This window comes from Streptomyces sp. NPDC026394 (assembly GCF_055567735.1).
Genome location: NZ_JBVHPX010000007.1, coordinates 154,298 through 166,992 on the forward strand (window position 1 = coordinate 154,298; position 12,695 = coordinate 166,992).

The window sequence follows — 12,695 nt, forward strand, 5'->3', positions numbered from 1 at the left end:
CCCCATCGCGAAGCCATCGCGGTGCCGGGGCCCGTCCCGGCGGCCGGTGACACGGCAGGTTTCACCATGGCGGCACCGCGGCCCCATCGCGGTTACGCCGGAGTGACGCACCAGCAAGCAGCAGTGAGCAACCTTGTGAGGGGCGACACTCGTCCTCACGACGGGAAAGGGGAACCAGCCGATTTCCCGGCGCGTGGATACGATCAGTAAGCAGTATCAGGACGACCCTGTCGAAGACCGACCTGACGAAGACTGAGGAAGGAGGTGCCCCCGTGGGAGTACTGAAGCGCTTCGAGCAGCGTCTCGAAGGTCTCGTCAACGGCACCTTCGCCAAGGTGTTCAAGTCCGAGGTGCAGCCCGTTGAGATCGCCGGCGCGCTCCAGCGCGAGTGCGACAACAACGCCACCATCTGGAACCGCGACCGCACGGTCGTCCCCAACGACTTCATCGTCGAACTGAGCACCCCCGACTACGAGCGGCTCAGCCCGTACAGCGGCCAGCTCGGAGACGAGCTCTCCGGCATGGTCCGCGACTACGCCAAGCAGCAGCGCTACACCTTCATGGGCCCGATCAAGGTGCACCTGGAGAAGGCCGACGACCTCGACACCGGCCTGTACCGCGTCCGCAGCCGCACCCTCGCGTCCAGCACCTCCCAGGAACACCCGGGTGCCGCCGCCGCGGCCCAGCGCCCCACCGCGCCCCGGAACAGCCCGTCCGGCCCCGGCGGTCATGTGGGTCCGCCCCCCATGCCCGCCTCGCCGCCCGGTGCGGCCCAGCCCGCGTCCCGCCCGGGGCTGCCGGGCGCGGCCTCCGACAGCTGGTACCAGGGCCGGGGCGGCGCGGAGCGTGGCGCACCGACGCGACGCTGGATCGAGATCAACGGCAACCGCCACCAGATCTCCCGGTCGACCCTCGTCCTGGGCCGCAGCACCGACGCCGACGTACGGATCGACGATCCGGGAGTCTCCCGTCGGCACTGCGAGATCCGCGTCGGAACACCGCCGACCGTCCAGGATCTGGGTTCTACCAACGGCATCGTGGTAGACGGGCAGCACACCACCCGCGCTACGCTCCGCGACGGCTCGCGGATCGTCGTGGGCAGTACCACCATCGTTTACCGGCAAGCCGAAGGGTGAAGCGGGGGCAATGTCAGAGCTGACCCTCACGGTCATGCGGTTGGGTTTCCTCGCCGTACTGTGGCTGTTCGTCATCGTGGCCGTCCAAGTCATCCGCAGCGACCTGTTCGGCACGCGTGTCACGCAGCGCGGCGCCGCCCGCCGCGGCGGCCAGGAGGCGCGTTCGCAGCAGCGCCAGCAGGCCGCTCCGCCGCAGCAGCGCCGCCAGGAAGGCGGCCGCGGCAACAACCGTCAGCGCCGCGGTGCCCCCACAAAGCTGGTGGTCTCCGAGGGCACGTTGACGGGGACGACCGTCGCCCTCCAGGGCCAGACCATCTCCCTGGGACGCGCGCACGACTCCACGATCGTGCTGGACGACGACTACGCCTCCAGCCGGCATGCCAGGATCTACCCGGACCGTGACGGCCAGTGGATCGTCGAGGATCTCGGGTCCACCAACGGCACGTATCTCGACCGGACCCGACTGACGACCCCGACACCGATTCCGCTGGGCGCCCCGATCCGCATCGGCAAGACCGTCATCGAGCTGCGGAAGTAGTGCTACGTCATGAATGAGCGCGAGCGGCGCGAGCACGCCGCGGCGGTCCACTCGACGGACCCGAGCGTGCTCCCGACCGGAGGGTGGGCACCGTGCGGATGTACCCCGAGCCGACGGGCGAGGTGCGTATGAGTCTGTCACTGCGCTTCGCCGCCGGATCGCACAAGGGCATGATCCGGGAGGGCAACGAGGACTCCGGTTACGCCGGCCCGCGCCTGCTCGCCATCGCCGACGGCATGGGCGGCCAGGCCGCGGGCGAGGTCGCCTCCTCCGAGGTGATCTCCACCCTCGTCCAGCTCGACGACGACGTCCCCGGCTCCGACATCCTCACCTCCCTCGGTACGGCCGTCCAGCGCGCCAACGACCAGCTACGCGTCATGGTCGAGGAGGACCCGCAGCTGGAGGGCATGGGCACGACCCTGACCGCCCTGCTGTGGACCGGGCAGCGGCTCGGCCTCGTCCACGTCGGCGACTCCCGCGCCTACCTGCTGCGCGACGGCGTCCTGACGCAGATCACGCAGGACCACACCTGGGTGCAGCGGCTCGTCGACGAGGGCCGCATCACCGAGGAGGAAGCCACCACCCACCCGCAGCGCTCCTTGCTGATGCGCGCGCTGGGCAGCGGCGACCACGTCGAACCCGACCTGTCCATCCGCGAGGTACGGGCCGGCGACCGCTACCTGATCTGCTCGGACGGCCTGTCCGGCGTGGTCAGCCACCAGACCCTCGAAGACACCCTCGCCAGCTACCACGGCCCGCACGAGACGGTGCAGGAACTGATCCAGCTGGCGCTGCGCGGCGGCGGCCCGGACAACATCACCTGCATCGTCGCCGACGTCCTGGACGTCGACGCCGGCGACACCCTCGCGGGCCACCTCAACGACACCCCGGTCGTCGTCGGTGCCGTCGCCGAGAACCAGAACCAGCTCAGCGACCCCAGCACGATGCAGACGCCGGCCGCCCGCGCCGCCGAACTGGGCCGCCACCGGGACGCGCCGCAGAGCGCGCCGGGCGGCTCCTTCGGCCCGCCGGGCAGTGGCGACAACGGCGTCACGGGCCCGCCGCAGGGCTCGTTCGGCGCGTTCACGGACGAGGAGTTCCTCAAGCCGGAGCGCGGCCGGGGCCGGTGGATCAAGCGTTCGCTGATCCTCGTGCTGGCGCTGGCCGTGGTCGGCGGCGGCCTGTACGCGGGCTACCGCTGGACGCAGACGCAGTACTTCGTCGGCGCGAAGGACGACCACGTCGCGCTGTACCAAGGCATCAGCCAGGACCTCGCCTGGATCAAGCTCAACAACGTCGACGAGGACCACCCGGAGATCGAACTCAAGTACCTCCCGGTCTACCAGCGCAACCAGGTCAAGGAGACCATCGCCGTCGACAGCCGCAACCAGGCGATCGACAAGGTCACCGAACTGGGCAAGCAGGCCACCGCCTGCCGCTCGAAGGAGACGCGGGAGACGGCGGAGCGTGAGGCGGCCCGTAAGAAGGCCGAGGAAGACGCCCGAAAGAACAACAAGCCCGGCAAGCCCGGTGCGTCCCAGGCGACTCCGAAGCCCACTCCCACCACCAGCCAGACGCCCCCCTCCGAGGAGCAGCAGAAGCTGGAAAAGAATTGCAGCACCCAGCAGTGAGGGCGTAGGGGGCCGTAGAACTGATGAGCAGTACCACCACCACGACCACCGTGGGCACGATCGGTGCCCCGAGCCGCCGCAACACCGAGCTGGCCATGCTCGTCTTCGCGGTGCTCATCGCGGTGTTTGCGTACATCAACGTGGGCCTGGCCAAGGAAGGCTCGGTCCCGGCCGGCGTACTCGGCTACGCCCTCGGCCTCGGCCTGCTGGCCGGCATCACCCACCTCGTCGTCCGCAAGTGGGCGCCGTACGCCGACCCGCTGATGCTGCCCATCGCGACCCTCCTCAACGGTCTCGGCCTGGTCTTCATCTGGCGCCTGGACCAGGAACCACAGATCACCACCAAGCAGCTCGGCGGCGCGATGGCGCCCGGGCAGCTCATGTGGTCGACGCTCGGCGTCGCCCTCTTCCTCGGCGTGCTGATCTTCCTCAAGGACCACCGCGTCCTGCAGCGCTACACCTACATCTCGATGGTCGTCGCGCTGGTCCTGCTGATCGCCCCGATCTTCTTCCCGGCCAAGTTCGGCGCCCGCATCTGGATCACCATCCCCGGTGTCGGTTCGCTGCAGCCCGGTGAGTTCGCCAAGATCGTCATCGCGATCTTCTTCGCGGGCTATCTCATGGTCAAACGGGACGCGCTGGCGCTGGCCAGCCGCCGCTTCATGGGCCTGTACCTGCCGCGCGGCCGCGACCTCGGCCCGATCCTGGTCATCTGGGCACTGAGCCTGATGATCCTGGTCTTCGAGACCGACCTCGGTACGTCCCTGCTGTTCTTCGGCCTGTTCGTGATCATGCTGTACGTGGCCACCGAGCGCACCAGCTGGATCGTCTTCGGCCTGCTGCTCAGCGCCGGCGGCGCGGTCGCGGTGGCCACCTTCGAGTCGCACGTGCAGGAGCGGGTGCACAACTGGCTCAACCCCCTCCAGCTGATCAACGGCGGCGTCACCGAGACCGCCCAGGCCATGTACTCCTTCGGCTCCGGCGGCATCCTCGGCTCCGGCCTCGGCCAGGGCTACTCCCGCCTGATCGGCGGCATCGCGCCCAAGAGCGACTACATCCTCGCCACCGTCGGCGAGGAAGCCGGACTCGCCGGCGTGATGGCGATCCTGCTGCTGTACGGCCTGCTCATCGAGCGCGGCATCCGTACGGCGCTGGCCGCCCGCGACCCGTTCGGCAAGCTCCTCGCCATCGGCCTGTCCGGCGCCTTCGCCCTCCAGGTCTTCGTCGTCGCCGGCGGTGTCACCGGCCTGATCCCGCTGACCGGTATGACGATGCCGTTCCTCGCCCAGGGCGGCTCCTCCGTCATCGCGAACTGGGCCCTGGTCGCGATCCTGCTGCGCATCAGCGACACCGCGCGCCGTCCCGCCCCGGCCCCCGCGCCCTCCACCGACGCCGAGATGACCCAGGTGGTCCGACCGTGAACAAGCCTCTGCGCCGCGTAGCCATCTTCTGCGGCCTGCTGGTTCTCTCACTGCTCATCCGCGTCAACTGGGTGCAGTTCGTCCAGGCCGACGAGCTGAAGAACGACACGCACAACCGGCGCGTGGCCATCGAGCGCTACAGCCAGCCGCGCGGCAACATCATCGTCGACGGCAAGGCCGTCACCGGCTCGACCACCAACGAGAGCGGCGACTTCAAGTACAAGCGGACCTACAAGGACGGCCCGATGTGGGCGCCGGTCACCGGTTACGCGTCCCAGGCGTTCGGCTCCAACCAGCTCGAAAAGCTCAACGACAGCATCCTGTCCGGCACCGACGACAAGCTCTTCTTCAGCCGTACGGTCGACATGTTCACCGGCGAGAAGCAGAAGGGCGGCGACGTCGTCACCACCCTGAACGCCAAGGCGCAGAAGGCCGCCTACGACGGTCTGGGCAAGAGCAAGGGCGCGGTCGCCGCGATCAACCCGGAGACCGGCGCGATCCTGGCGCTGGCCAGCACCCCGTCGTACGACCCCTCCACCTTCGCCGGCATGTCCGACAAGGACTCCAAGGCGTACAACGGGCTGCTGAAGAAGAACAACCCGGACGACCCGATGCTCAACCGGGCGCTGCGCCAGACCTACCCGCCGGGCTCCACGTTCAAGGTCGTCACCGCCGCCGCCGCGCTGGAGAACGGCCTCTACACGGACATCAACGCCAAGACCGACTCGCCGCTGCCCTGGTACCTGCCGGACACCGCGCACCAGCCGCTGAACAACGAGGGCAACATCCCCTGCGAGAACGCCAGCCTCAAGGAAGCGCTGCGCTGGTCCTGCAACACCGTCTTCGGCAAGATCAGCGCCGACCTCGGCAACAAGAAGATGAAGGCCGAGGCCGAGAAGTTCGGCTACAACGACCCCGAGGTCGACACCCCCGTACGGGCCGCCGAGAGCGTCTACCCGACCGACAACCGGCCGCAGAACGCGATGGCCGGCATCGGCCAGGCGTCCAACCGCGCCACCCCGCTGCAGATGGCCATGATCACCGCGGCCATCGCCAACGGCGGCAAGCTGATGAAGCCGTACATGGTCGACCAGCTGGTGGCCCCCAACCTCAACGTCGTGCAGCAGCACACGCCGGAGGCGATGAGCCAGCCGCTCAAGCCGGAGAACGCCCAGAAGCTCCAGGAGATGATGGAGGGCGTCGTCAAGAACGGCACCGGCACCAACGGCCAGATCGACGGCGTCACCGTCGGCGGCAAGACCGGCACCGCCCAGCACGGCGAGAACAACAAGGACAACCCGTACGCCTGGTTCATCTCCTACGCCAAGACCTCCAAGGGAACGCCGGTGGCCGTCGCCGTCGTGATCGAGGGCTCGGACACGCTCCGCGGCGACATCGCGGGCGGCAAGCTGGCCGCCCCCATCGCCAAGAAGGTCATGGAGGCGGTACTCGACGGCAAGAAGTGACCCCGGTCACGCCAATACCGGTCGGATATCAGGTGCCGGTCGCGACCGGGCCCCGCACGGCGTGCCGGGTACGGTATGCCCGAACAGCACACCGCCGGACCACACACGGGTGCGGTCGGGACTGACGGAGAGGGCTGGAGAAGCTTATGGAAGAGCCGCGTCGCCTCGGCGGCCGGTACGAGCTGGGCTCGGTGCTCGGCCGCGGTGGCATGGCCGAGGTCTACCTCGCGCACGACACCCGCCTGGGCCGCACCGTCGCTGTGAAGACGCTGCGCGTGGACCTCGCCCGCGACCCGTCCTTCCAGGCCCGGTTCCGCCGTGAGGCCCAGTCGGCCGCCTCGCTGAACCACCCGTCGATCGTCGCGGTGTACGACACCGGCGAGGACTACGTCGACGGCGTCTCCATCCCGTACATCGTCATGGAGTACGTCGACGGCTCCACCCTGCGTGAGCTGCTGCACTCCGGCCGCAAGCTGCTGCCCGAACGGTCGCTGGAGATGACCATCGGCGTGCTCCAGGCGCTGGAGTACTCCCACCGGGCCGGCATCGTCCACCGCGACATCAAGCCGGCCAACGTCATGCTGACCCGCACCGGCCAGGTGAAGGTCATGGACTTCGGCATCGCCCGTGCGATGGGCGACGCCGGCATGACGATGACGCAGACCGCCGCGGTCATCGGCACCGCGCAGTACCTCTCGCCCGAGCAGGCCAAGGGCGAACAGGTCGACGCCCGCTCCGACCTGTACTCGACCGGCTGTCTGCTCTACGAACTGCTCACCGTGCGGCCGCCCTTCGTCGGCGACTCACCCGTCGCCGTGGCCTACCAGCACGTACGGGAAGAGCCGCAGCCGCCGAGCAACTTCGACCCCGAGATCACCCCCGAGATGGACGCCATCGTCCTGAAGGCGCTGGTCAAGGACCCCGACTACCGCTACCAGTCGGCGGACGAGATGCGCGCCGACATCGAGGCGGCCCTCGACGGGCAGCCGGTCGCGGCGACCGCCGCCCTCGGCGCGGTCGGCTACGACCAGGACCAGCCGACGGCGATGCTGCGTCCGCAGGACCCGGCCGGGCAGACGTCGATGCTGCCGCCGATGAACCCGGACGACGGCGGTTACGGCTACGACGAGCGGCCCGACCGGCGCCGCGGCGGTGGCGGCCAGAAGAAGAAGCACACCTCCACGATCCTGCTCGTCGTCGCGGGCATCCTCGTCCTGGCCGGTGCGATCTTCATCGGCAAGGCGATGTTCAGCAACCAGAACACCAGCAGCGACGTCAAGGTGCCGGAGCTGACCGGGAAAACCCTGGAACAGGCCAAGTCGGCCGGTGTGAACGGCGGCTTCAAGGTCTCCAAGGGCGGCAGCACGGCCTGCGACAACGTCGAGAAGGACCAGATCACCAAGCAGGACCCGGCCGCCGGCGGGACGGTCGCCAAGGACGACACGGTGACGGTGACGCTCTGCACCGGGCCGGAGAAGGTCACCATCCCCGACGTCACGGGCCTGACCTTCGACAAGGCGAAGGGCGACCTGAAGAACAAGGGCTTCGAGGACGTCCAGAAGACCGAGCGGGTCTCGGAGCGCCCGGAGGGCACGGTCGTCGACCAGGACCCCAAGGGGCAGAGCGAGGGCACCAAGAAGACCAAGATCACGCTGGTCGTCGCCAAGAAGTCGCCCACGACGACGGTGCCGCCGGTGACCGGTCAGGACTTCAACACCGCCCAGAAGCAGCTCACCGACCTCGGCTTCCAGGTCAGCAAGAACGAGCAGGAGGTCTCCGACCCGAACCAGGTCGGCAAGGTCACCGCGCAGTCCCCGAACGGCAACTCGCAGGCCAGGAACGGCTCCACGGTCACGCTGACCGTCGGCAAGGCCGCCGAGCAGAAGCCGGTGCCCACCGTCATCGGCCAGTCCGTCAAGGACGCCAAGAAGGCCCTGCAGGACGCCGGCTTCACGAACATCCAGTTCGCGGGCGGCAGCTCGCAGGACGACAAGGCCCGCGTGGTCAGCCAGGACCCGCAGCCCAACACCCCGTCCGCCCCCGGCTCCACGACGGTGACGCTCACCACGATGGGCGGCCCCAGTGGTGACGACGACAGCGGTGACGACGGAGGCGGCGTCATAGGCGGCTGGTGGGGACGGCACAACAGGCACTGACGGAGAACCGTCCAGGCAGCAGACGCAACGGAAGCGATGACGGTCCGCCGCCGGACCACCGACGGGGAACCGTCACCGCACGGGAAAGCCCCGGCGCCTTCGGGAGCCGGGGCTTTGCCGTGGTCGGGGGCGGTACGGGCCGACGGGATCGGTACCGGCCGTGGAGGCCGGTACCGTCCTCAGCGCAGTTCCTTCGGCGGAGTGCGCTCGGCGTCGACCTTCTCGGTGCGCTCCAGCTCGCCCCAGACGATGTAGCGGTACGTGGAGGTGTAGACCGGCGTGCAGGTCGTCAGCGTGATGTAGCGGCCCGGCTTGCGCTTGCCGGACTCCTTGGGGACGTCGTCCAGGACGTCGACGTTGTACTTCGAGGTCTCGTCCAGGGACGCGTAGACCTTGTAGATGTACCAGGTGTCCTTGGACTCGAAGACGATCGGATCGCCTTCCTTGAGCTTGTCGATGTTGTGGAACTTCGCGCCGTGCCCGTCGCGGTGCGCGGCGAGCGAGAAATTGCCCTTCTTGTCCTGCGGGAGGGCCGACTTGACGGGTTCGGTGTAGTAGCCGGCGACGCCCTCGTTCAGGACGTCGGGGTCGATGCCCTTCTTGACGAGCACCTCGCCGTTCTTCATCGCCGGGACGTGCAGGAAGCCGATGCCGTCCTTGGTGTCGAGCGCGCCGGGACCCTTCGGGGCCTGCGCCCAGTTCTTGCGTACCGTGTCGCCCTGCTTGTGCGCCTCGCGGTCGGCGAGCACGTTCGTCCACCACAGCGAGTAGACGACGAAGAGGGCCAGGATCAGCCCCGCCGTGATCAGCAGTTCTCCGACGACGCTGACGACGGCGGCGATGCGCCCGCGCAGTCGGCGCGGCGGCGTGGACGCCGGTGGCTCCGCCGCCGCGCCGGTGTCCTCGTCGTGTCCGGTGGCAGTCACCGCGTGGTACCCCTCTTACGTTCGCTCAGCTGACGAGCGCATCCGGCTTGCCCTTGCTCCGCGGCCGCTCCTCGACCATCTTGCCCCAGACGATCATCCGGAAGGTACTGGTGAATTCGGGGGTGCAGGTCGTCAGCGTGAGGTAGCGGCCGGGGCGGGTGAATCCGGATCGCCTCGGCACCGGGTCGAGCACCGCGATGTCCCGGGGCGAGGTCTGCGGCAGGATGCTCTCCATCGTGTACGTGTAGTACGTGCTGCGCGTCTCGACGACGATCTTGTCGCCCTTGACCAGCTTGTTGATGTAGCGGAACGGCTCACCGTGCGTGTTGCGGTGCCCGGCCACCGCGAAGTTGCCCTGCTTGTCCCAGGGCATCGCGGTCTTCACGCTGTTCTTGTCGTAGTGGCCGATCATGCCGCGGTCCAGCACCGCGGGCTTGCTGATGCCCTCGGCGATCGGCACCTTCACGTCCAGCTTGGGGATATACATGATCGCGAAGCCCTGGCCGGGCGAGAAGGCGTCGGGCCTGCGGTCCTCGCCGCCCTCGTCCCACTCCTGCTCCAGGTTGCTGGCGGTGCCGCCCGCCTGCTGGTGCGCCAGGACGTTCGTCCACCAGAGCTGGTAGGTGACGAAGAGCAGCATCAGCACGCCGAGGGTGATGAACACCTCGCCCACGGCGCGGCTGACGATGATGCCTGGGCTCTCCTTGCCCGCCCGCTCGGCGCGGCGGGCCTCCATCCGCGTCATCGGCACGGAAGGCGCCTCAGCGGCCGAGGAGGAGGCGCCCGCGCCGCCCGAAGGGGAACCACGCCGCGCGCGCCTGTTGCCGCGCTTGGCGGCCTCCTGGGCGGCTTTACGGCGTGCGGCGCGGCCACCGGTCACCGGTGGCGTCGAAGCCGACGAGCCGGAAGCCGGTGCTTCGGGCTCGGTTTCACGTGAAACAACGTCCGGCCCGCCGTGGTCGCCGACCGGCTCCGCGGCCTGACGGAGTGCCATGGTCTCGGCGTCGTGAGCGGGGTCCGGGCCGGCGGTGCCGACCGGCCCTGGTACGTACGGCGGGTCGAGGACCGGGTTGAGGAACGGGTCTGCCGTGGGGTCGGCGGGTGCGGGGGCGGATGCCGCGACCGGGCCCGGGGGCGGAGTCGGGTTCGCGCCCGGGGACGGAACCGGGTGCGGGGCCGCGTCGGGTGCCGGGTGCGGGGCCGGGTTCGGAGCAGGCACGTGAATGGGCGCCTGCGCCTGCCCGTACGGGGGCGCGGGGGCCTGGTCCGGGCCGGGTATCGCGCTGCCGCGGCCATGGACCTGGCCCTGCTGCTGTGCGGGAGGCGCCACCGGAGCCTGATGCGGCCGGAACCACGGAGAACCGCTCCGCCCGGAGGCGGGCTGCCCGGACTGCGCGGGCCCCCCAGGCTGAGGGGACCGCCCCGGCTGACCGGGTTGCGAGGTCTGCGCATGCTGCGTGGAGCGCACCGGCTGCGCCGGCCGCTCCGCCCCGGCAGGTCGCTCCTGCGGACGCCCGGTCCGCCCGGGGCCCGGCCGCGGTTCCCGCGCCGGCGGGCGGCCGGGGAGCGGGTCCGTCAGCGGGTCGTCCAGCCGTCCGACGGCCGCCTCGAACGCCTCACGGTCGTACGGGCCGTCGGCTTCACGCGACGGCTCGTAGGACCTCCCCTCGCGCTCGGGGCGGAGGTCGGTCACGTGCCGACCTTGCCGACCACCGGGGCGAGCCCCGCCGAACGCTCCACCGCACCGGAATCGCCGCACTCCACCAGCCAGTTGGCGAGCATCCGGTGGCCCCACCCGGTCAGGACCGACTCGGGGTGGAACTGGACGCCCTCGACGGGAAGTTCCCGGTGCCGCAGCCCCATCGCCACACCGGTCTCGGCGTCGTCGCCCGTCCAGGCGGTGACCACCATCTCGTCGGGGACGGTGCCGGGCTGCACGGCCAGGGAGTGGTAACGGGTGGCGGTGAACGGGGTGGGCAGGCCCTTGAAGACGCCCGCGCCCTCGTGGGAGACCAGCGACGTCTTGCCGTGCAGCAGCTCGGGCGCCCGGCCCACGACACCGCCGTAGGCGACCGCCATCGACTGGAGACCGAGGCACACACCGAAGACCGGCACGCCCGTGTCGGCGCAGTGCCGGACCATGTCGACGCAGACACCGGCCTGCTCGGGAGCGCCGGGCCCGGGAGAGAGCAGGACGCCGTCAAACCCGTCCTGGGCATGGCGCAGCTCGACCTCGTCGTTGCGCAGCACCTCGCACTCGGCCCCGAGTTGGTAGAGGTACTGGACGAGGTTGAAGACGAAGCTGTCGTAGTTGTCGACGACGAGGATCCTCGCGGTCATCGGACGGCTCCCATCCCTCGGTCGACCGTGACGTCGTTGAAGGGGAGCAGCGGCTCCGCCCACGGGAAGACGTACTGGAAGAGCACATAGACGATCGCCAGCACCAGCACGAGTGAGACCAGCGCCCTCACCCATGCGTTGCCCGGCAGATGCCGCCAGATCCAGCCGTACATGCTGTCGCTGCCCCTACTTGCCGATGACGATGACCGTGTCGATCGATGTCGATCGCTCCACCAGACTAAAGGGCGAGGGCGGCGGCCGGGGGCTCAGCCGGTCAAAGCCGACGGCCTTCCGCGCTCCACGGGTTGGGTGGAATCCAGGTGCGCCCAGACGATCAGCCGGTGGCTGTGACCCCACTCCGGCTCGCAGGTCGTCAGGGTCAGGTACCGGCCCGGACCGTTGTATCCCGATTTGTGCGGTACGGGGTCGATCACCCCGATGTCGGTGGGCAGCGTCGTGTAGGGGCGCCGGTCGATCCGGTACGTGTACCAGGTCGTGCCGTCCGTGAGCACCACCGCGTCGCCCGGCCGCAGTTCGGGGAAGTCCTTGAACGGTTCGCCGTAGGTGCGGCGGTGCCCGGCGACCGCGAAGTTCCCCGTACCGCCGAGCCGCGCGGTGCGCTCGTAGTGCCCCAGACCCTTCTTCAGGACGTCCGTCCCGGTGCCTTCCAGTACGGGCTTGCTCCAGTCGGCGCCGAACCGCGGGATGTACATCACGGCGAAGGACTTGCCGTTCTCGTACCGCGGTTGTCTCCCGGCCCTGTCGGGCTGCCCGGCGGCCGCGTCCTGGGACGCGGCGTCCGGGCCGGTGGACCACCGGTCCTGGAGTGCGCCGATCTCACCGTCCATCGCACTGTCGGCCCGTACGCCGGTCCAGAACAGGACGTACACCACGAAGAGAACGATCAGCGTGCCGACGGTGACGCACACCTCGCTGAACGTCCGTACGACCAGCCGCGCCGCCGAGGCGCGCCGCCTCCCCCCGCCGGGCCGGCCTCCCGTCCCGGGCCGCGCCGCCTTGGACCGTGCCGTCATCGCGGACCGCCCCCTCCCCGGCCGCCGGCGCCGGTGCGGGCGGCCGG

11 protein-coding genes are annotated in these 12,695 nt (G+C 69.6%); 6 read left to right on the forward strand and 5 right to left on the reverse strand.

Features of this window, described 5'->3' with window-relative positions:
• Positions 1 to 272: 272 nt before the first annotated feature.
• The 6 genes from ACZ4QV_RS18825 to pknB all read left to right on the forward strand — a co-directional run bounded on the left by ACZ4QV_RS18825 (position 273) and on the right by pknB (position 8,348).
• The gene (locus ACZ4QV_RS18825; protein WP_467763137.1) at positions 273 to 1,136 is read left to right on the forward strand and encodes an FhaA domain-containing protein; all 864 of its coding nucleotides are present in this window, start codon (positions 273 to 275) and stop codon (positions 1,134 to 1,136) included.
• Positions 1,137 to 1,146: 10 nt separating this feature from the next.
• The gene (locus ACZ4QV_RS18830) at positions 1,147 to 1,674 is read left to right on the forward strand and encodes an FHA domain-containing protein FhaB/FipA (protein WP_030017036.1); all 528 of its coding nucleotides are present in this window, start codon (positions 1,147 to 1,149) and stop codon (positions 1,672 to 1,674) included.
• A 128-nt stretch (positions 1,675 to 1,802) separates the two neighbouring features.
• Positions 1,803 to 3,305, forward strand: a complete 1,503-nt coding sequence (locus ACZ4QV_RS18835) for a PP2C family protein-serine/threonine phosphatase (RefSeq protein ID WP_361153183.1) — start codon at positions 1,803 to 1,805, stop codon at positions 3,303 to 3,305.
• A 23-nt stretch (positions 3,306 to 3,328) separates the two neighbouring features.
• Positions 3,329 to 4,726 carry an FtsW/RodA/SpoVE family cell cycle protein gene (locus tag ACZ4QV_RS18840; RefSeq protein ID WP_361153180.1) on the forward strand — a complete coding sequence of 466 codons (1,398 nt, stop codon included), beginning with the start codon at positions 3,329 to 3,331 and terminating at the stop codon, positions 4,724 to 4,726.
• Entirely contained in the window at positions 4,723 to 6,192 is a 1,470-nt protein-coding gene (locus ACZ4QV_RS18845; protein ID WP_361153178.1) for a peptidoglycan D,D-transpeptidase FtsI family protein, read from the forward strand. Before ACZ4QV_RS18840 ends, ACZ4QV_RS18845 begins: the two co-directional genes overlap by 4 nt.
• Positions 6,193 to 6,338: 146 nt before the next feature.
• A complete protein-coding gene (gene pknB / locus ACZ4QV_RS18850; protein WP_361580871.1) occupies positions 6,339 to 8,348 on the forward strand; it encodes a Stk1 family PASTA domain-containing Ser/Thr kinase in 2,010 nt (669 codons plus the stop codon).
• Positions 8,349 to 8,527: 179 nt separating this feature from the next.
• Here pknB and ACZ4QV_RS18855 read toward each other — a convergent pair whose 3' ends face one another.
• From ACZ4QV_RS18855 to ACZ4QV_RS18875, 5 genes are all read right to left on the reverse strand, one after another.
• Entirely contained in the window at positions 8,528 to 9,274 is a 747-nt protein-coding gene (locus ACZ4QV_RS18855; protein WP_361153172.1) for a class E sortase, read from the reverse strand.
• Positions 9,275 to 9,299: 25 nt separating this feature from the next.
• Complete coding sequence (locus ACZ4QV_RS18860; protein WP_467763183.1) at positions 9,300 to 10,499, reverse strand: class E sortase; 1,200 nt, start codon at positions 10,497 to 10,499, stop codon at positions 9,300 to 9,302.
• 464 nt (positions 10,500 to 10,963) lie between these two features.
• A complete protein-coding gene (locus ACZ4QV_RS18865; protein ID WP_467763138.1) occupies positions 10,964 to 11,614 on the reverse strand; it encodes an aminodeoxychorismate/anthranilate synthase component II in 651 nt (216 codons plus the stop codon).
• Positions 11,611 to 11,787, reverse strand: a complete 177-nt coding sequence (locus tag ACZ4QV_RS18870) for a hypothetical protein (protein WP_361153165.1) — start codon at positions 11,785 to 11,787, stop codon at positions 11,611 to 11,613. Before ACZ4QV_RS18870 ends, ACZ4QV_RS18865 begins: the two co-directional genes overlap by 4 nt.
• A 93-nt stretch (positions 11,788 to 11,880) precedes the next feature.
• Positions 11,881 to 12,648 (reverse strand): class E sortase, encoded by a 768-nt coding sequence (locus ACZ4QV_RS18875; protein ID WP_361614137.1) that lies wholly within the window; start codon positions 12,646 to 12,648, stop codon positions 11,881 to 11,883.
• Between the last annotated feature and the right edge of the window lie 47 nt (positions 12,649 to 12,695).